18 protein-coding genes are annotated in these 19615 nt (G+C 64.2%); 8 read left to right on the forward strand and 10 right to left on the reverse strand.

The window, feature by feature from the left end:
- The coding region (locus tag A9K66_RS03440) for a kinesin (RefSeq protein ID WP_067319712.1) at window positions 1-5566 on the reverse strand (5566 nt) is incomplete at its 3' end.
- A 290-nt stretch (window positions 5567-5856) separates the two neighbouring features.
- Here A9K66_RS03440 and A9K66_RS03445 point away from each other — a divergent pair.
- From A9K66_RS03445 to A9K66_RS03455, 3 genes are all read left to right on the forward strand, one after another.
- Window positions 5857-6225: an Hpt domain-containing protein gene (locus tag A9K66_RS03445; RefSeq protein ID WP_066992375.1), complete on the forward strand. Its 369-nt coding sequence runs from the start codon at window positions 5857-5859 to the stop codon at window positions 6223-6225.
- 107 nt (window positions 6226-6332) lie between these two features.
- Window positions 6333-6653 (forward strand): 2Fe-2S iron-sulfur cluster-binding protein, encoded by a 321-nt coding sequence (locus tag A9K66_RS03450; RefSeq protein ID WP_066992377.1) that lies wholly within the window; start codon window positions 6333-6335, stop codon window positions 6651-6653.
- Between the two features lie 93 nt (window positions 6654-6746).
- Window positions 6747-7778, forward strand: coding sequence for an NAD(P)/FAD-dependent oxidoreductase (locus A9K66_RS03455; protein ID WP_067319714.1), 1032 nt, complete (start codon window positions 6747-6749; stop codon window positions 7776-7778).
- Window positions 7779-7783: 5 nt separating this feature from the next.
- Here A9K66_RS03455 and A9K66_RS03460 read toward each other — a convergent pair whose 3' ends face one another.
- Window positions 7784-9271, reverse strand: coding sequence for an MDR family MFS transporter (locus A9K66_RS03460; protein ID WP_067319716.1), 1488 nt, complete (start codon window positions 9269-9271; stop codon window positions 7784-7786).
- A 220-nt stretch (window positions 9272-9491) separates the two neighbouring features.
- Entirely contained in the window at window positions 9492-10112 is a 621-nt protein-coding gene (locus tag A9K66_RS03465) for a DUF922 domain-containing protein (RefSeq protein WP_067319718.1), read from the reverse strand.
- 84 nt (window positions 10113-10196) lie between these two features.
- Between A9K66_RS03465 and folP the strand changes: the two genes are divergently transcribed.
- From folP to folK, 3 genes are read left to right on the forward strand one after another with little or no spacing between them, the layout of a single operon-like run.
- A complete protein-coding gene (folP, locus tag A9K66_RS03470) occupies window positions 10197-11048 on the forward strand; it encodes a dihydropteroate synthase (protein WP_067319720.1) in 852 nt (283 codons plus the stop codon).
- 2 nt (window positions 11049-11050) lie between these two features.
- Entirely contained in the window at window positions 11051-11410 is a 360-nt protein-coding gene (gene folB / locus A9K66_RS03475) for a dihydroneopterin aldolase (RefSeq protein WP_067319722.1), read from the forward strand.
- The gene (gene folK / locus A9K66_RS03480; RefSeq protein WP_067319724.1) at window positions 11394-11906 is read left to right on the forward strand and encodes a 2-amino-4-hydroxy-6-hydroxymethyldihydropteridine diphosphokinase; all 513 of its coding nucleotides are present in this window, start codon (window positions 11394-11396) and stop codon (window positions 11904-11906) included. Before folB ends, folK begins: the two co-directional genes overlap by 17 nt.
- A 1-nt stretch (window position 11907) precedes the next feature.
- Here the strand turns inward: folK and A9K66_RS03485 are convergent, their stop codons facing one another.
- Genes A9K66_RS03485 through A9K66_RS03495 form a run of 3 tightly spaced genes read right to left on the reverse strand, consistent with a single transcriptional unit; the run spans window position 11908 to window position 14568 of the window.
- Window positions 11908-12147: a hypothetical protein gene (locus tag A9K66_RS03485; protein WP_067319726.1), complete on the reverse strand. Its 240-nt coding sequence runs from the start codon at window positions 12145-12147 to the stop codon at window positions 11908-11910.
- A 26-nt stretch (window positions 12148-12173) separates the two neighbouring features.
- On the reverse strand, window positions 12174-12722 hold the full coding sequence (locus A9K66_RS03490; RefSeq protein ID WP_067319728.1) for a DUF924 family protein: 549 nt from the start codon (window positions 12720-12722) through the stop codon (window positions 12174-12176).
- 10 nt (window positions 12723-12732) lie between these two features.
- Entirely contained in the window at window positions 12733-14568 is a 1836-nt protein-coding gene (locus A9K66_RS03495) for a monovalent cation:proton antiporter-2 (CPA2) family protein (protein WP_067319730.1), read from the reverse strand.
- A 273-nt stretch (window positions 14569-14841) separates the two neighbouring features.
- Here A9K66_RS03495 and A9K66_RS03500 point away from each other — a divergent pair, with 273 nt between their 5' ends.
- Window positions 14842-15108 carry a hypothetical protein gene (locus A9K66_RS03500; protein ID WP_067320126.1) on the forward strand — a complete coding sequence of 89 codons (267 nt, stop codon included), beginning with the start codon at window positions 14842-14844 and terminating at the stop codon, window positions 15106-15108.
- Between the two features lie 68 nt (window positions 15109-15176).
- On the opposite strand, the gene A9K66_RS03505 is transcribed toward A9K66_RS03500, so the two are convergent.
- The 4 genes from A9K66_RS03505 to A9K66_RS03520 all read right to left on the reverse strand — a co-directional run bounded on the left by A9K66_RS03505 (window position 15177) and on the right by A9K66_RS03520 (window position 18943).
- Window positions 15177-15704, reverse strand: coding sequence for a hypothetical protein (locus A9K66_RS03505; protein ID WP_245299552.1), 528 nt, complete (start codon window positions 15702-15704; stop codon window positions 15177-15179).
- Window positions 15705-15830: 126 nt separating this feature from the next.
- Entirely contained in the window at window positions 15831-16910 is a 1080-nt protein-coding gene (locus A9K66_RS03510) for a YcjF family protein (RefSeq protein ID WP_067319732.1), read from the reverse strand.
- The gene (locus tag A9K66_RS03515) at window positions 16907-18376 is read right to left on the reverse strand and encodes a YcjX family protein (RefSeq protein ID WP_067319734.1); all 1470 of its coding nucleotides are present in this window, start codon (window positions 18374-18376) and stop codon (window positions 16907-16909) included. The genes A9K66_RS03510 and A9K66_RS03515 overlap by 4 nt, the downstream gene beginning before the upstream one ends.
- Window positions 18377-18439: 63 nt before the next feature.
- The gene (locus A9K66_RS03520; RefSeq protein WP_067319736.1) at window positions 18440-18943 is read right to left on the reverse strand and encodes a histidine phosphatase family protein; all 504 of its coding nucleotides are present in this window, start codon (window positions 18941-18943) and stop codon (window positions 18440-18442) included.
- Window positions 18944-19198: 255 nt separating this feature from the next.
- Between A9K66_RS03520 and dksA the strand changes: the two genes are divergently transcribed.
- Window positions 19199-19615: an RNA polymerase-binding protein DksA gene (gene dksA / locus A9K66_RS03525; protein WP_040972254.1), complete on the forward strand. Its 417-nt coding sequence runs from the start codon at window positions 19199-19201 to the stop codon at window positions 19613-19615.

Below are 19615 nucleotides of genomic sequence, written 5' to 3' on the forward strand. Positions count from 1 at the left end.
GGCGCAGGGCGCGCGGCTCACCGGTCTCGCTGCTGCCGCTGCGGCCGGATTTCGCAACGATATCCGACAGTTCCTTGAGCGCGTTAATCTGCTCGGCGACGGCGCGGCGGATGGCCGAGGTCGATTCCTTGGCCTCCTCCGGCATCTCGATGACGCCTTTCTTGAGCTCGGCGCGGGTGAGGTCCAGCTCGCTCTTGATGGAGCCCGCAGTGCGCCGCATCTCCTCGGTCGCGTCGGCGAAGCGGCGCGTCGCCGAATCGACGACCTCGGCGATGGCGGTGCGAATCTTCTCCGCCGATTCCATCGTCCGGCCCTCGGCATTCTGCATCGTCTGGCCCACAAGAGTCTCGAAGGAGCGCATGACTTTCTCGAGGTCTTCCGACTTCTTGACCAGACCGACGGCGAGGTCTTCCAGCGACGACTGCCGCTCCAGTGTGTGCTCGAGATTGCTCTGCGCGGAGCTCAGCAGGTCCGAGGCGCTCGACAGCAGGCGGCTGTGCTCGTCGAACTTGGTCGCGATCGAGGCGACCTCGCGCAACGTCGCCGACGACAGATCGGTGAGCCGCGTCGTGTTGGAATCAACGAGGCGCGCCGAGCTGGCAAAGGTCTGGGCCGCCTTCTCGGTGGTCGCCGCGAAGCTCTGCGTGCTGCCGCTCAGGCGCTCCTCGACCTGGCCGAGATTGACGGCCGCCTGGTCGATCAGCTGACTGAGCTGCGCGCTGGAGGTGGTCATGCGGCCGATAAGGTCGGCAACGCTGTCGGCCAGCGTCGAGCGGGCGCCCTCGACCGCCGAGAGCGTCTCCGCGGTACGGTTGGCGAGCGCATTGACGAGGGCCGCGTTTTCGCTGCGCAGCTTCTCGGTCGCCTGTTCGGTGACCTCTTCCATCCTCTTTTGCAGCTCGGAGCCGCCCTGGGCGAAGCGCTCGACCAGCGGACGCGCCGTCTCGTCGAGAATCTTCGACATTTCGGCGGAGCGCGCCGCAAGGATGGTGTTGAGCTCGCGGGTGTTGGCGCCGATGGTCTTTGCCGCCTCGTTGGTGCTCTGGCCGATATGCTGGCCGACCGCGGTGAAGGTTTCGGCAATGACGTTGGCGCGCGAGATGAGCTGCGCCTCGGCGCTGGAGACCTGCTCGTTGAGCCTCTGACCCATCGTTTCGGCGCCATAGGCGAGCCGGTTCTCGACGCTCGCAACCTGCTCCTCGACACGGGCCGCGGCCGCAGCGGCGCTCGAGGCCAGGCGTTCGTCGGCACCGGCGAGCGCCTGCTCGATCTCACGGGCGTGGACGGCGAGTTCCTGGCCGGTCTGGCGGGCACGGTCGGCGACGCGCTGCTCGGTGGCGGCGAATGCGCCGACAATGGTGTCGGCATGTTCGCCGATGGTCGAGGTGCTGCTGGCGATGCGCGACACCAAACGGTTGTCGGCGTCGTCGAAGATGTGGGCAATTTCAGACGCCCGCGACGACAGCGCCTCCGAACCTTCGGCAATGCGCGAGATCAGATGCTGGTCGGCGGCGTCGAAGATGCGGCCGAGATCCGAAGCGCGGGCGGCCAGCGCTTCGGCCGATTCGGTGATGCGCATGCTGAGGCGCTCGTCCGCGCCCTCGAAGTTGCGCAGGATGTCGCCGGCGCGGGCTGCGAGCGACTGCGCCGTTTCGACCGCGCGGGCGACCAGTTTCTGGTCGGCGGCGTCGAAGGTGCCGGCGATCTCGCCGGCGCGGGCGGCGAGCTTGTCGGCGGTTTCCTCGGCACGGGCCATGAGCGCGTTGGACGCGTCATCGGCGCGGGCCATCAGCATACTCGAGGTGTCCTGCGCGCGCTCGTGCAGGCGGCGGTCGGCCTGCTCGAAGGCGTTGGCAATCTCTTCGGCCCTGGCGAGCAGCGCAGCCGAAGTCTGTTCGGCGCGTTCGGCGATCTTGCGATCGGCGTCGCTGAAGGCAGCGCCCGCCTGCTCGTGCAGCGTGCTGGTGATTTCCATCACCTTGTCGCGCAGCGCGCCGGCAACGAAGACTGCGGTCTTTTCGAGGACGCCGCGGACATTGTCGACGCCGGCCGAAAGCGCACGCTCCATGGTGCCGGCGCGTTCTTCGATGACGCCGGTCTGGCGGCTGAAGGCCTGCTCGATCTTCTCGACATCGGCAGCGATCGCCGCCGAGATGTCGCTGCTCTTGGCCGCGATCTGGTCGATATGGCCGGACACCGAACGGTCGACGTCCTTGCGCGCTTCGGCGAGCTTGACGAGGTCATCTTCCAGCGCGCGGGCCAGCATGTCGCGGCCTTCGGACAGCTTGCCGATGTGACCGGCGATGACGCCGTCGATCTCCGAGCGGCTTTCCGCCAGCTTCTGCAGATCGGATTCAAGCGCTCGCTTGAGGATGTCGCGACCTTCGGCGAGCTTTTCCACCTGGCCGGAGACCAGCCCGTCGATGCCGGCGCGGCTCTCGGCGAGCTTGGCGAGGTCGGCCTCGAGGGCGCGCGTGAGGACATCGCGGCCTTCCGCGAGCTTGTCCACCTGGGCGGCAACGAGGCCGTCGATCGAGACGCGGCTTTCGGCGAGCTTGGCGAGGTCCGCTTCGAGCGCACGCTTGAGGATATCGCGGCCTTCGGCCAGCTTCTCCACCTGGCCAGCGACCAGACCATCGATCGAGGACCGGCTTTCGGCCAGCTTGGCGAGATCGTCCTCCAAGGCCTTGGACAGGGTCGAGCGGTCCTGGACCAGCCTGTCGGCGTGGGTCTGCATGAGGCCGCTGGCTTTGGCCATGTCGGCATCCAGGACGCGCGACAGCTCGGCGCGATGGTCGGCGATCTTCTGCGAATGATCGACGATGGCGCTCTGGATGGTGTTGAGGTCCGCTTCCAGCGCGCGTTTGAGGATATCGCGGCCCTCGGCAAGCTTCTCGACCTGGCCGGCCACCAAGCCATCGATGCTGGAACGGCTCTCGGCCAGCTTGGCCAGATCGTCCTCGAGCGACTTCGACAGCACGGCGCGGTCCTGGACGAGCCTGTTCTGGTGATCGGAGATTGCGCCGCCGACGGTCTGCAGGTCGGCCTCCAGGGCCTGCGACAGCTGAGCGCGTTCCTCCTGCACCTTCTCGGAGTGTCCCGCAATGGCACCCCTGATGGTGTTGATGTCGGCTTCCAGGGCGCGCTTCAAGATATCGCGGCCTTCGGCGAGCTTCTCGACCTGGCCGGCGACCAGGCCGTCGATCGAGGCGCGGCTCTCGGCCAACTTGGCGAGATCGGATTCGAGCGTCTGGGACAGCAGGCTGCGGTCCTCGACAAGCCTGCCGGCGTGGCTGTCGATCAGGCTTCGGATTCCGCTCAGGTCGCTCTCCAGCGCGCGGCTGAGTTCACCCCTGTCCTCCGCGAGCTTGGCCGAATGGGTCTCGATCAGGTCCCTTATCCCGGCGATGTCGGTCTCCAGCGCCTTGGCGAGCACGGCGCGGCCCTCGGCGATCTTCTCGACCTGGCCGGCGACCAGGCCGTCGATCGAGGCGCGGCTGTCCGCCAGTTTGCCGAGATCGGCCTCCAGCGCGCGCGCCAGAATGTTGCGGCCCTCGGCCAGCTTGCCGACATGTCCAGCGACCATTTCGTCAATTATGGTGCGGGCTTGCACGAGTTTGCCGGAGTCTTCGTTCAGCGCCTGGGAGAGGCGGTTGCGACTCTCTTGGAGTTGCTCAAGATGGGCGCCGAGCGAGGCGTCGATGGCCGCGTGGGACTCGTTGACCTTGCGCAGGTCCTCTTCCAGCGCGCGAGAGATAAGGCTGCGGCCCTCGGCCAGTTTTTGGACCTGACTGGCCACGGCCTCATCGATGCCGGCGCGACTCTCGGCGAATTTCGCGAGGTCCTCCTGCATGGCGGCGGCCATACGGTTGCTGCTGTCGGAGAGCTTCCGGCTGTGGTCTTCGATGGCTTCGTCAATGCCGGCGCGAGCATCGGCGAGGCGCTGGATGTCGGAGTCGAAGGCGCGCGACACGACATGGCGGGCCGCCTCCATGCGTCCGGCGAAATCCGTGGCGCGGGCTTCGAGCATGGAAGAGGTCGACGAGATGATGTCGGCCATGTCGGCACCGATCTGGGTCTTGCCCTGATCGATCATCGACGACAGCTGGTCCTTGCTCTCGGCGAAGGTGTTGGCGATCTCGCGCGCACGTTCGACCAGAGTTTCGTTGATCTGGCGGGCACGCGCTTCGAGCGCGGCATTGAGCTTCTGGGTGCCGGTGTCGAGTGCTTCGGCGCGGGTCTGGAACTCGCTGATCAGCGCCTGGCCGCGCTCGGCCAGCGTCCGCTCGATGCCGCTGAGGCTTGCTTCGAACTCGGAGTTCAGTGTGCGGGCGGCGCCGCCGAGCAGCGAAACCATGCCGTTGGTGCGATCGTCAAGAAGATCGGTCAGCGAACGGGTAAGGCCGTCCGTGGTGTCGGTCAGCTTGGCGATGCGGGTGTCGAGCAGGCTGGCGAAGGCCTCGCCCGAGGTCGACAGGCGGTCAGTGATCGTGTCGAGCCGGGTTTCCACCGAATCGAAGATCGACAGCGAGCTCTCGTTGATGCGATCGATCAGCGTGTCGCCCGAATTGTTGATCGTCATCGACAGCTTGGTCGAGGCATTGAGGATCGAATCGCGGATGATATCGCTGGCGGCACCGATCTCGTCGCGCAGCGTCTCGTGCGCGCCGTGGATCGAAGCGCGCACGCGCTCGGCATGGCTAACGACAGCTTCGCGCTCGCTGCCCAGCCCGTCGACCAGCGAGCGGATACGCGCTTCGTTCTCGGAATAGGAGCGCTCGATCTGGTTGACTTCGCTGTGGACGAGGGTTTCGAGCTCGACGGCGCGGGCCAAAGTGCGTTCGATGCCTTCACCCATGGCGGCGACCTCGCGGCGAACGGCCTGACCGATCATCATGACGCGGTCTTGGGCAAGGTTTTCCGGCTCGGCGAGGCGGAAGGCCACTTCGGTCATGGATTGCGCGGCGATGCGCATTTCCTGCGCGCGCCGGATCATGGCGGCGAAGGCCCAGAACAGGATGACTGGGATGATCGCCGCGACCGCCAGGCCGATCAGCTCGGGGCGGGCGAAGAACTGGTCGAGAGTGCGGATCTGCCAGATGCTCGGCCCGAACAGCAGGTTGGCGAGGCCGCCGGCGCCCGCGATCCAGGCGAGTGAAATGAACGCGATCACCCAGTAAACGGTGCTCGAAGCGCGCCGGTTGAGGCCATGCAGAAGCGTCCGGTAATCCTTTTGGCGATCGTCATTGGCCGGCGTGAAACCGGCAGGAGCCGGCGTAAAACCGTTCGGTTGCGAGGCGCGCGATTCGAGCGGGCGCAGTTCCGCCGGCTTCGGCTGGGGCGCCGCCTTCGCGGCCTGAGGCTCATTTGCCGGCTCGATTCTATGGCTGCGGCCTTCGCGCGCCAGTTCATCCGCGGCCGCCGAAATCTGGGCCTCGAGATCTTCCATCGACGCCGCCATGTCGAGCCCGCCTTCGTCGCCGTTCAGGTCAAGGTCAAGCGCCTTTTCCAGTTCCGCGGCCACGTCGCTCTCGAGAGATTTGGTCGTCGTCGGTTTCTTAGCCATGCCTTCGCTACCCTGTACTAGCTGCCGCGGGACTTATGATTTTGGCCTGATTCTGGCTTGTCTGGTCCCAGACAGGAGGCTGAAAATGGACGTTCGTATCGTAATGACACACACGGGTAAAGAAAACATGCATTCCCGGCGATACGTAAAACTTTAAATATAAGGTTAACGAGAGCGTGATTTGGCTGCCTCCGTGACAACATTTTTCCCCGGCAATCGTTAACCCGTTGGCGACGGGAATCCGCCTATTTTCGGGCCGCCGGCCGCCCTTTCTTGGAGTAGCAGTGCGTATGCGTGGCGAGATTGGTATTGCGTTTTCCATGCCCGGCGGGGACGTGTCGGGGACGGCAGGTTCGCGACCTGTGGATATGGCCCACCTTGCGCGGCAGACGATGGATGATCGCGCGCTCGAACAGGAGGTGCTGGCGCTGTTCGTGCAGCAGGCGCTTTCGGTGCGCGACAAGATCGTCGATGCCGATGCCAAGGAACGGGTGCTCCTTGCACACGGCCTGAAAGGCTCGGCCCGCGGCATCGGCGCCTTTGCCGTCGCCGAATGCGCTGCAGCCATTGAAAAGCAGCCTGAGGATGGTCGCATCCTGAGGAAGCTGGGCGTGCTGATCGATGAAGTGCGGGACTTCATCGCCGCCATCAGCCGGTAGTCCTCCAGGGAGCACATCCAGAAAAAACGTCATGCGGTGGCGCTTTCGCGCCGCAGTTGACTTGTCCGGCGGAGTGATTATCTCGGCTGCGACTCCTCAGGTGACAAATGGCCAAGCTGACTTACATCGCCAATGACGGTACTCAATTCGACGTGGAGGCCGAGAACGGCTCGACCGTCATGGAAAACGCGATCCGCAACGCGGTGCCCGGCATCGAGGCCGAATGCGGCGGCGCCTGCGCCTGCGCGACCTGTCATGTCTATGTCGACGAGGCCTGGACGGGTGAGGTCGGCGAGCCGGAAGCGATGGAGGAGGACATGCTGGACTTCGCCTACGACGTCCGGCCCAACTCGCGCCTGTCCTGCCAGATCAAGGTGCGCGACGCGCTCGACGGGCTGGTCGTGCGCGTTCCCGAACGGCAGGGCTGAACCAAGTCTCCATTTCCAATTTTGCCGTGGCTGCTTGGCAGCGGGCCAATGCTCATGCACTGTCGCCAGCATTCCCAAAATGGGGCGGAGCTGATGACGGACACGATCAAGACGGACGTACTCATTGTCGGGGCAGGGCCGGTCGGCCTATTCGCCGTGTTCGAACTCGGGCTCTTCGACATGAAGTGCCATCTCATCGACATCCTCGACCGTCCCGGCGGGCAATGCGCCGAACTCTATCCGGAAAAGCCGATCTACGACATTCCCGGCTGGCCGATGATCACTGCGCAGGGTCTGGTCGACAAGCTGCTCGAACAGATCCATCCCTTCAAGCCGGACTTCACTTTCAACCGGATGGTCTCAAGCCTCGAAAAGCTCGAGGACGGCAGCTTCCGCGTCACCACGGACGAGGCTGAGGTGTTCGAAGCCAAGGTGGTGGTGATCGCCGCCGGCGGCGGCTCATTCCAGCCCAAGCGACCGCCCATCCCGGGCATCGAGAGCTACGAAGGCAAGAGCGTGTTCTATTCGGTCCGGCGCATGGAAGATTTCCGCGGCCACGATCTCGTCATCGTCGGAGGCGGCGATTCGGCGCTCGACTGGACGCTCAACCTGCAGCCGATCGCCAAAAGCGTGACACTTGTCCACCGGCGTCCGGAATTCCGGGCTGCGCCCGACAGCGTCAACAAGATGTACGCCATGCAGGAGATGAAAGAGCTGGAATTCCTGGTCGGTCAGGTGAGCGGGCTCGCAGGCGCCGACGGCCAGCTCTCGTCCGCCACCATCAAGGGTGGCCCGGATGGCGACATCGAGGTGCCATGTACGCGCATGCTGCCGTTCTTCGGCCTCACCATGAAACTCGGGCCGATCGCCGAATGGGGGCTGAACCTGCATGAGAACCTCATCCCGGTCGACACCGAGAAATTCCAGACGTCGGTTCCCGGCATCTTCGCCATCGGCGACATCAACTGGTATCCGGGCAAGCTGAAGCTGATCCTCTCAGGTTTCCATGAGGTCGCCCTGATGGCGCAGGCCGCAAAACGCATCGTCAGCCCGGGCGAGCGCATCGTCTTCCAGTACACGACCTCGTCGACCAGCCTGCAAAAGAAGCTCGGCGTCCACGATTGACGTGATCATTCGGCGAGCACGGGCGCTGCGTGCTCGTCCTTGCCGCGCAGCGGCTTTTCCGGCATCAGCGCCAGCGCGATCAATGCCAGAACAAGAGTGATGCCGGCGGTGAGGAAGATCATCACGAACGGCATTGCCGATGTCAGCTCGATATGCGTCTGCGAGCCCTCGGCGGCGAGCGGCAGGCCGTAGCCGAGCGCGACGGCGCCGAGCAGGGCGACGCCAAGCGCGCCGCCCAGTGTGCGCAGGAAGGTCAGGACGCCAGTCGCGACACCGAGATGGGCGCGATCGACCGCATTCTGTACCGAGACGGTGCTGACCGGGAAGGTCGTGCCACTGCCGAGGCCAATGAGGGTCGTCAGGATTTCGACTTCGAGCAGCGACGCGTGTGTCGCAATGGCACTCAGCACCCCGATGCACGCGATCGCCAAACTGACGCCGACCATGGCAATGCGCTTGTAGTGGACGAAGCGCGGGATCATGCGGCCGCTGAAAGTGGCACCGGCAACGGTGCCGAGCAGGAGACCCAGCATGGCGATGCCGGATTCACTGACCGAGAGCCCGACGACCGATTGCAGATAGACCGGCAGGTAAACCGACGCCCCGATATTTGCCGCCTGCAGCAGGAACATCGACAACGTGCCGGCGAGCACGATCCGGTTGCCCAGCACCTCGAGCGAGATCAAAGGCTCACTGGCCCTCAGCAGCCGCAGCGCGAACAACGCCCAGAACGCGGCCGAGCAGGCCACCAGCCCAAGGATTTCCGGCGAGAACCACGGATAGGTGCTGCCACCCCAGTTGAGCGCCAGAAGCAGCAGCGCCGTGGCGATCACCAAGAGCACTGCGCCCAGCCCGTCGATGCGGTGATGTTTTGCCGCGATCGGCAACTTCTTCAGCGGATTGTTGATGATGGCCATCGCCAGGAAGCCGATCGGCAGGTTGATCCAGAAGATCAACGACCAGTGGAGATGCTCTGCGAAGACACCGCCAAGCAGCGGGCCGGCGACGCTGGCCACCGCCCAGGTGCCGGAGATCCATGCGGCGTAGCGGGCCCGCTCGCGTGGCGGCACCAGATCGCCGATGACGGTTTGCGTCAGCGCGAAAAGGCCGCCACCGCCGGCCCCCTGGATCGCCCGGCCGATGACCAGCACCAGCATGTTGGGGGCCAGGGCGCTGACCAGCGATCCCAAAAGAAAGATCAGGATGGCGGCGTAGATGACCGGCCGGCGGCCGTAGACGTCGGAAATCTTGCCGTAGAGCGGCGCCATCGCGGTGGCCGTCAGCAGATAGCCGGTCACGATCCAGGGCAGGTATTCGGCGTGGCCGAGCGCGCGCGCGATCGTCGGCAAGGCAGGCGACACAATGGTCTGGTCAAGCGCCGCCAGAAGCATCGACAAGAGCACGCCGCCGATGATGGCGTTTTTCTCGCTCTCGCTGATCGACGGCGAGGCCGTTGTCCTCATCGTCGTGCGATTGTCGACGGTCTGGTCCATGCGTCACTCTTTCAAGGTCGGTGCGCCGTCGGCAAGAAGCAGCCGGTGCGGGGCGTCCTGCGCCCGTCATTCGTATCTCGGTTTCCAAAGTCCGCCGGACGGCAAACCCGATATATGTCGGTCGATATAGGCCGTTTTCGACCGATGCTCGAAAGTTTTCTGGAATCTGGCACCATTGTTTCGGCGGTGTTGGCTTTCGCCGGCACCACCGGTCAAATGGTCAAGCCGGCGGCAACCGCCCGCTTTGGGTGCGCTGCATCCGGTAGCGCAGGAGCCGGATGATTCGGCTCTCGAAATTGACGCTTTCGACGCGGTCGAACTGCACCTGGGCGCGATCGTGCTTGGCGAGGATGGCGGCCGAGATCTGGGCGGCCTGGGCCTTCGCGGCTTCGCAGGTCCTTTGCGGATAAGTCGCCTTCAGCGCGTCCTCGAGTTCGCGCGCGTGGTTCTTGGCGATCTCGACATGGCGCTCTTCGTGGCGCTTGATGTCGGCCGACAGCGTATCCCAGAACAGCCTGACCTGCGGATCCGCCTTGCGCGGGCGCCGCCATTCCGGGAGGATCACCTTGACCTTCACGGTCACCTGCGCGTTCGCGATCCGGCAGGAATTCGCGGTCTGCGCGTAGCTGACGCGGGTGGTGAAGGCCATCTGCGTTGCGCCCGGATGCCGGGAGCCGGTGCTCTTCACTTCCGGTCCGTTTTTCGTCAGCTGTTTTTCGATGTCGTCCAGCGTGCGGCCGCCGACGCTGAAATAGCTGTAGGTCTTCACCAGATTCGCCGCGGCGGCCGGCGTGGCGGCCAGCGTGAGCATCAGGGCGCAGAGCAGGGAACGGTTCATCATGTTGCCTCTTCACGCACCTTGCTTTACGGCCGTTGCCGGCGCAACGAAATTGATTTCGCGCGGATCACGCATGGTTGATGGACAATGACGACAAGGCGGTGGCAGCTCGCGCATGGACGCCATCTCGACCTCGGCCCCAAGTCGGTCGTGGTCGGCATCCTCAACGTCACGCCGGATAGTTTTTCCGACGGGGGATTGTTCATCGCGCCGGAGAAGGCGATAGCCCAGGCGCGCCGCATGGCGGAAGAGGGCGCGGCCATCATCGACATCGGCGGGGAATCGACGCGGCCCGGTTTTGCCCCGATCAGCGCCGAAGAAGAGCAGACGCGGGTGCTGCCGGTCATCGAGGCGCTCGCGGCATCGGGCGAGGCGCTGATTTCGGTCGACACCTATCGCGAGGACACCGCGCGGCGGGCCGTCGCTGCGGGGGCGCATATCGTCAACGATGTCTGGGGACTGCAGCGCGAGCCCGGCATCGCGAGAGTCGCGGCCGAGACCGGCGCCGGCCTCATCATTATGCATACCGGCCGTGAACGCCAGAAGCTGCCGGACGTGATCGAGGACCAGCTTCTGTTCCTCAGCAAATCGCTGGAGATCGCGCGCGCCAGCAATGTTGCCGAGGACCAGATCGTGCTCGACGCCGGTTTCGGCTTTGCCAAGGAAACGACGGAGGAAAATCTCGATCTGATGGCGCGGTTCTCCGAGCTTCAGGCGCTCGGCTTTCCGCTGATGGCGGGAACGTCGCGAAAGCGTTTTATCGGCGGCGTCACCGGGCGCGAGCCCGCTGAGCGCGCTGTCGGCACGGCGGCCACGAGCGTCATTCTGCGGCTCAAGGGAGCCGATCTTTTTCGCGTCCACGATGTCGCAATCAACGTGGATGCGCTGGCGATGGCCGATGCTATGCTGGCGCGAGAAAAACTTTCTTCCGGACGCTGACGATGTATGTCATCCGCATGAAGAACTGCGCCTTCTTTGCCCGGCACGGCGTGCTGGACGAGGAGGAGACGCTCGGTCAGCGTTTTTATGTCGACGCCGAACTCACCGTCGAGCCCAGCCGGCCGCTGGAGGACGATTCGATCGAGGATACCGTCAATTACGGCATCGCCTTTGCGGTCATCGAGAAGATCGTCACCGGGCACCGGCGTTTCCTGATCGAGGCGCTGGCGCTGGAAGTGGCGAAAGCGCTGGCGGCGCGCTTTCCGCAGATCAGGAAAGCGGAAATTACCGTGCGCAAGCCGAACGCCCCGGTTCCGGGCGTGCTCGATTATGTCGAGGTGACAGTTGTCTGGCCTCAATAGCGCCGTCTACCTTAGCCTCGGCGGCAATCTCGGCGATCCGGCGAAATCCATGGCCGCGGCGCTGCGCATGCTGGACGGCGACGACAAGACGCGCGTCACCGCTGTTTCCTCACTGTACCGGACGCCGCCGTGGGGCAAGCTCGACCAGCCGGATTTTCTCAATGCCTCCGCCGGGATCGAAACCGCGCGCTCGCCACGCGGCCTGCTCGATCTCTGCCTGGACGTCGAGAGGCGCCTGAAGCGGGTGCGCGAGGAACGTTGGGGGCCGCGCCTGATCGACATCGACATTCTGGTGTTCGGTGACCGGGTGATCCACGAGACGGGCCTTGAGGTTCCCCACCCGCGCATGCTGGAGCGGGCCTTCGTGCTGGCGCCGCTGGCCGAGATCGCGCCCGATCTTGTGGTCGGCAACAAAAGCGTGTCGGAGCGGCTCGGCGCCGTCGATATTTCGGGGATCGAGCGGCTGCCGTCCGGCCGCGAGTGGTGGCTCGCTTAGATTAGCCGAGGGTGGGATTGGTTGGAGGAAGACGGATCTTGGCCGTGGCGATCATCCATTCAACCACTTCCACGGACGCTTCAGACTCAAACAGGGTCACGGTCATCTTCCTATCGAAATCCGAAAAGAAAATCTGGGCCACAATGTGCCCGTGTTGGTCGGCGAGTTCCAGATACATGCCATCGCGTTGGACGTCGCTTCCGATCGTGGCTTCGTAGGTCCGCCCTGCTAGCACGATCATGTGTTGATTATCCGCAGTTTGCCTGTTCAGCCGGAGAAACCGCCGCCCTCGAGAAACGTCTTTTCCTCGGGCGTCGTCTCGCGGCCGAGCATTTTGTTGCGGTGCGGAAAGCGCCCGAAGCGCTGGATGATCTCCAGGTGCTCCTTGGCGTATTTCAGATAATCCGGCGCCCTCGCCGCTGTAAGTTCGAGCGAGCGTTCCTGATCCGCGAGCGACTCCGAATGCTCAAAGGGGAGATAGAGGAAGACACGGAGTGACTCTTCAAGCGCCATATCATGACCGGCGGCGATCGCCCGATCGGCGAAATGCCTGGCCAGCGGATCGGTCGCGTACATATGCCCGGTGCCGCGGAAGCAGTTGCGCGGAAACTGGTCGAGCAGGATCATCAGCGCCAGCGATCCTTCGGCATGCTCGCTCCAGGCGTCGCATTCGCGCCGGGCGGCGGCGTGGTGCAGCTCGAGGAAGCAGTCGCGGAAGCCGGAGTCGAACGCGTCGTTCTTCTCGAACCAGGCGTCCTCGCCGGCATCGCGCCAGAATTTGGTGACGGCAAGCGCCCGCGGGTCGAGTTCTGCCATGCGTTGCTCCTCAGCTCTTCGTCTCTGCCTTGTTCAGCACGCCGGCCGTCTCTTCGTTCAGCGCCCGGCCGGCGCGGCGCGGCTGCGCGAGCGGGGTCGGGATCGGCGTGCCGATATTGCCTTTGAGAAAGCGCTGGCCGGCGCGGATACCTTCGGCGAGCTGTGTCTCGATGCGAGCTGTGTCGCGGCGGCGAACGTCCTCGATCACCTCGGCTACCTCCTCCGGATCGACGCCCAGCGCTTCCAGGGCCGAGCCGCCGAAGACCAGCGCCGATTCAAAGGTCTCGCGCAACTGATAGTCGACGCCGGCGCGGATGAGTTGCAGCGCGGTGCCGCGGTCGAAGGCGCGCGCCAGGATAGTGACCAGCGGGAATTCGGCCTTGATCAATTGCGCGATTCGCACGGCCACGTCCGGTTTGTCGACGCAGATCAGCACGGCGCGCGCGCGGCCAGCGCCCGCCGCACGCAGGATGTCGAGCCGCGTGCCGTCGCCGTAATAGACCTTGAAGCCGAAATCGGCCGCCGCCTGGATCATCTCGACCTCATTGTCGATGATCGAGACGTCGAGGCCGCGCAGAAGCAGCGGCTGGCTGGCGATCTGGCCGAAGCGGCCGAAGCCGATGATCAGCACGCTTCCGGTTAGCCCGTCGGCGATGTCGACGCCTTCCAGCGATTGCTCGTCGCGCGGGGTGAGGTAGCGCAGTGCCAAGATAGCCACGGGCGTCAGCACCATGGAGATGATGACGATTGCGGTCAGCGTGGAATTGGCCTGGCCGTCGATGATGCCGACGACGGCGGCCGAGGAATAGAGCACAAAGGCGAATTCGCCGCCCTGGGCCATGACGACGGCGCGCTCGAGCGCCTCGCGATGGCCGCTCTTGAGCATACGCGCGACCAGATAGATGCCGAGCCCCTTCATGACCATATAGGCGACGACATAAATGGCGACTAGGCGCCAGTTCTGGGCGACGACGCCAAGGTCGAGCGACATGCCGACGGCAAGAAAGAACAGGCCGAGCAGGATGCCGCGAAACGGCTCGATATCGGCTTCGAGCTGGTGGCGGAAGGTCGATTCGGAGAGCAGCACGCCGGCGAGGAACGCACCCATCGCCATCGACAAACCGGAAAGCTGCATGGCTAGCGCCGACCCAAGCACCACCAGCAGGGCGGCGGCCGTCATCACTTCGCGGGCGCGGGCATCGGCCAGGATGCGGAAGAGCGGGTTGAGCAGATAGCGACCGGCCACGACGAGGCCGACGATCGCCGCGATCCCGATCCCCACTTCGGTCAAGCGCTCAGACAGGCTGGTCTCCGCGCCCCCCGGCGCCAGGAACGCCACCAGCGCCAGAAGTGGCACGATCATCAGGTCTTCGAGCAGAAGGATCGAGACGATGCGCTGCCCTTTGGGCGCGGCGATCTCGCCGCGCTCCTCGAGCAGTTGCATGACGATCGCGGTCGAGGTCAGCACGAAGCCGGCGCCGGCGACGAAGGATTGCGCGATCGGAAAGCCTCCGGCCAGGCCGACAAGCGTCAACAGAACGGCGCAGACGCCAACCTGCAGCGCGCCGAGACCAAAGATTTCCCGGCGCAGGCCCCAGAGTCGCGACGGCTGCATTTCCAGGCCGATGATGAACAGGAACATGACGACGCCAAGCTCGGCGACGTGAAGGATGGCTTCCGATTCGGAAAAAATGCGGAGGCCGAACGGCCCGATGACCACACCGGCAGCGAGATAGCCGAGGATGGAGCCCAGCCCGATGCGCTTGAAGATCGGCACGGCGATCACGCCGGCAGCGAGCAGCGCCACTACCTGTACGAGATCGCTGCCCGATGCTTCAGCCGCCATGACTACCGTCCTTTCGTTTCAGCACTCCTTGCATGCAGCGGGAGTGCGAGGCAAGGGCAGGGGGCCTGGCAGGAAGAGCAGGGGTGTCGGCCCGAAAACGAGCGTGTGCCGTCAGGCAAACTCCCGCTGCAGCTTCGTACACAAGTTTACGGAGCCCGGTCGTTGCGCGCCGCCACAATCAAAGGTTAAGGCCGGTAGGCTTTGGCTATGGAGCTTCAGCCATTGGAGGGCAGCGGCGATGGGCCGCTGCCTTTTTTTGAGGAGATGACTGACATGAAGAAGTTTTTGCTCGTTGCCGTTGGCGTTGCGGCGCTGGCCGTTTCGGCCTGTTCGAAGGGACCGGAGTGCACACAGGAGATCGCCGCCAAGAAGGCGCAGGACATGGCTGCCGCGCTTCAGGAAGCAATCACCAAGGATCCGAGCAAGGCGGCTGATCTGACGGCCAAGGTGCAGGCCGTGACGACGAAATATCAGAATGCCACGACGCTGGACGAAGCCTGCAAGGCATATGACGAAGTGACTGCCGCCATCAAGGGTTGAGCCAAGTCAAAACGAAAGAAGGCGGTGGCCATTGGCTGCCGCCTTTTGTCTTCCTCGATCGCCTTTGCTCAGTTCTTCGCGATCGAGCCGACTTCGACCGTGTCGACCCGCTTTAGGCTCATGCCGATGACCGGCACCAGCTGCTTGTCGACGCGCACGGCGACCGTCACGGTCATCGAATTGTCGTCGGGAACGCGCGCCTGCATGACGCCGTTCAACTGATTGCGGTTAATGGTGAAGACGACCTTTTGGGGATCGACGACATTGCCGCCGACAATGTCCATGCCGTTGCCGGTCGAGCCGCCCATGAAAGTGCCTTTGTAGCCATCCCGGCCCCGGCGTTCGACCGTCGCCGACATCTTCTGGGTGAAGACGCCGACCCGGCAGTCGCCGTCTAGCGTCATGCCGACCTTGCCGTCCGGCGTGGAACCGTTGAAATTGCAGGTGAATTTCGTGCCCTTGTATTTGCCGGCGATGATTTCGCCAGGGCCGACCCATTTGCCTTCGACCGAGCGGAAAAACTGCTTGTCAGCCTCTGCTCCAAAGGCCCTTTCGACGAGGCCGAGCGGTACGGCGGCCGCAACCGTTGCGGTCATGACGCAGGACAAGATTACGCTTCTCATTGACAACACCCGGCACGAACGAGTCTGCTGTTGGAACCAGAGTGACCATGAAGAAGATTGGTTAATGCTTCGTCACTGGCGACCGTTTCTGCATTCACCTTACTGCTCGCTTCGGCCATCCTTTCGCGTCGCGAACGAGGTCAATGCCGAGAGGAAATCGCCTAGCCCCGGTCGCTTTACCGCAATGAACGGCAGCGGGCGCGTCGTTTCCATCGCCGCGATGCCGATGCGCGCCGTCATCATGCCGTTGACGACGCCTTCACCAAGCTTTGCCGAGAGCTTCGCGGCAAGGCCGTGGCCGACGATCTGCTGCACGAAACTGTCGCCGACGGCGATCGAGCCGGTCACCGCGAGATGGGCAAGCACACCGCGCGCCAGGCGGAAGAAGCCCAGCGTGCCGGGACGGCCGCCATAAAGTTCCGACAGGCGCCGGATCAACCTGCCGGCTTCGAACACGACATAGGCGACGTCGACCAACGCGCGCGGGCTGACCGCCGTCACTAGCGAGACGCGCTTCGCGGCCTCCAGGATCATCATCTTGGCGCGGGCATCGAGCGGCGACAGAATCTCGGTCTCGGCGAGCCGCACCAGATTGGCGCCATCGATGATCTCGCCTCGCAATTCGGCGAGCGAGCGGCGGCCGGCCGCAGTCTCCGGTTTAGCTGCGACAAAGGCGGAAAGCTCGTCGACCAAAACGCGCGCGGCCTTGGGGTCGTCGCGCGCAACCGCATCCACGGCCCGTCGCTGTAGTTTCTCGACCTCAGCGAGGCGTGCGATGGCGAGGAACTCGCGGATCAGGACGATAAGCAGCGACAAAAGCGCGATGGCCGCCATGCCGGCCGCCAGCCAGCCCAGCCATTCGGCGCGCGCGAAAAGATCACGGATGAGCTGATCCGTCCACAGGCCCACCGCGAGCGAGACAAGCACGCCGAAAGCTCCGAAAAACAGGCGTGCCAGCAGCGTGCGCCTCCTTGGAGCGGTCGCCTGTGGCGGCGGACCCTGCTCAATATCCGGCTGGTCGAAAACGTCGATCTCCGAGGGAATGACCACGGCGACATCGGCCCTGGCGGCGCGTGGCCTGCGCAGGGGCTGTTCGGTGCGATGCTTCTGCGGCGCCTCGTGCCTTGGCGCGGGCTCGGGCTCGATGCGGAAGGCCGCCGGTTTGCGGGGCGGATTCATGCCAGACGATCTCCGATCAGGAACTGAAGCGCGCGGTCGAGGCGAATATGCGGCAAAGACAGCGTGACGCCTTCGGCCGTCCGCTCGAGCTTCGGCGGACGAAAGCGCACGAAACGGATCGCCGGTTCATTGTGTTCCGCCTGCTGCCCGGAAGCGTCGAACACGGGATCGACCTTTTCCGGCAAGTCACCGGGAAATATGGCTGTTTCGGCTTTGCCGTCGAATGTCTCGCCGTTGATCTTCTCGCCTTTCAAGGGCGTGCCGATGATCACCGGCAATGTCTCGCGGCCTTGCTTCACGATGCCCTCGCGGGTCGAGCGCACCGCCGCCATGGCGACCACATCGACATCGGCGCCGCTGAAATTGGCCCGCGCCACCGCGCGGTCGGCGAGGCGGCGCACGATCGCCTGCAGCCGGTCATGGCTTTCGTGGTGCAACTGGTCAGCTTTGGTCGCCGCCACCAGGATGCGGTCAATGCGCCTCGAAAACAGGTCGGTGACGAAATTGCCCCGCCCGGGTCGGAAGCAGGAGAGGATTTCGGTGACGGCCCGTTCGAGGTCGGCCATGGCGGCCGGGCCGGCGTTGAGCGCCTGCATGGCGTCTATCAGCACGATCTGGCGGTCGAGCCGGGTGATATGCTCGCGAAAGAACGGTTTTACGACATGGGTCTTGTAGGCTTCGTAGCGGCGCTCCATCATCGCCTGCAGCGATCCGGGGCGGCGCCGTTCCGACAATTTCATCAGCGGCGCGAAGGTCAGCGCCGGCGAGCCTTCGAGATCGCCCGGCATCAGGAAACGACCCGGCGGCAGCGTCGACAGCGCACGTTCGTCGAGCTTGCAGGCCGTGAGATAGGCGGCGAAGCTTTCGGCGAGACGGCGCGCCGTCATCTCGTCCGCGTCAGCGTCCGGATCGACCGAGGAGGCCAGCTCCTGCCACGCCTGTGACAGGTCGGAGCGGACCGGCAGGGCGGCCAGCTCCACCGCCTCGCGCGAAAAATCGGCGAAAGATCTACCGAGCAGCGGCAGGTCGAGCAGCCATTCGCCGGGATAATCGACGATGTCGATCGACAGCTTTCCGGCCGAAAACAGCCGGTTCCAGCCGGAGGCCGACTCGTATTCGATGGTCAGCCTCAGCTCTGAAATGGCGCGCGTCGAATCCGGCCAGACACGGTCGTCGACCAGGGCCGCGACATGGTCCTCGTACTGGAAGCGCGGGACGGCGTCGTCCGGCTGCTCCTCGAGCAAGGCGCGGGCGATGCGGCCCGATTTTTGCGCTTCGAACAGCGGCAGCCGCCCGCCATGGATAAGGTTATGGACGAGAGCGGAAATGAACACCGTCTTGCCGGCGCGGGAGAGGCCGGTGACGCCCAGTCGCAGGGATGGGGAGAAGAGCCCGGCGGCCCGGCCCGACAACGTGTCGAGCGCAATCCTCGCCTCGTCGGTGAAAGTGGTCAGCGATGATGCCAAATCTGCCTCTGGGTCGCCCGTCAGGGCCCGATATAGGCCTTGGGCAAGGCGTTTGAAATGGTGTCAGAGATCGGCGGGACTGAGAAAGGCCTCGAGATAACCACGGCCTTGACCTGCTTCACCGAGATTGCCGGGAAAACGCACGACGGCGAGTCCGGAAGTGGGAAAGCCGTGGTTGAGCATGCCTCGCGCGGTCTCATCGCCGTCGCCCGACACCGCCATGGCCAGGTCCTCGGTCATCGGATTGTGGCCGATCACCAGCAATGAGCCGGCCCCGCCGTTCTTACGAATGATTTCGAGGTAACCGGCGGCATCTTCGCTGTAGAGTGTGTCGAAGAACAGCACCCGGCCGGTGTCGGTGCGGCCCGCAAGGCCTTCCAGGGTCTGCCGTGCTCGCTTGGCGTTGGAGCAGAGCGTGACATCCGGCACGTAGTCCCGGGCCCGCATGGCGTCACCCATCGCCTCAGCGTCGGCCATGCCCGATTCGTCGAGCGGACGATCGAAGTCACGAACACCGGGCAGCGCCCATCCGGCTTTGGCATGCCTCAACAGATAAAGTCTGCTCAACCGGCTCCCCCTTTATGTTGAATACGCTGAGCGTTTTGGCGATTAGTCACCAGAACGGTGTCGTGCACAATGGCATAGGACGCGCAACCGCGCCGAATCGCTGATGATTTCGATCCCGACCGTTGAGAAATGGCCGCCGCGAATGCCTGCTGCTGCGAAGACTAACAAATGCGTGAAACTGTTATTGTTTCCGCTTGTGCAGCCCCTTGTCCGCGAATATATAGGCGCCAAATTTGGGGTTGTTGGGTGAGTCGAATGAACGACATCGTTACCGCCGATTACGTACCCTCCGAAGACGAGCCGTTCATGAACGAACGGCAGAAATCATACTTCCGCCAGAAGCTTATCACATGGAAGAATGACATCCTTCGCGAAGCGCGTGAAACACTCGAAATCCTCCAGCAAGAAAACGCCAACCATCCCGACCTAGCCGACCGCGCCTCTTCCGAAACCGACCGAGCCATCGAACTGCGCGCCCGCGATCGCCAGCGCAAGCTGATCTCGAAAATCGACTCCGCGCTGCAGCGGATCGACGAAGGCACCTATGGCTATTGCGAGGAAACCGGCGAGCCGATCGCGCTGAAGCGGCTCGACGCCCGCCCGATCGCGACGCTGTCGATCGAGGCGCAGGAGCGCCACGAACGCCGCGAGAAGGTCTACCGCGACGACTGA

Source organism: Mesorhizobium sp. AA23 (genome assembly GCF_001672435.1).
In the GTDB taxonomy this organism is placed as follows: Bacteria; Pseudomonadota; Alphaproteobacteria; order Rhizobiales; family Rhizobiaceae; genus Mesorhizobium.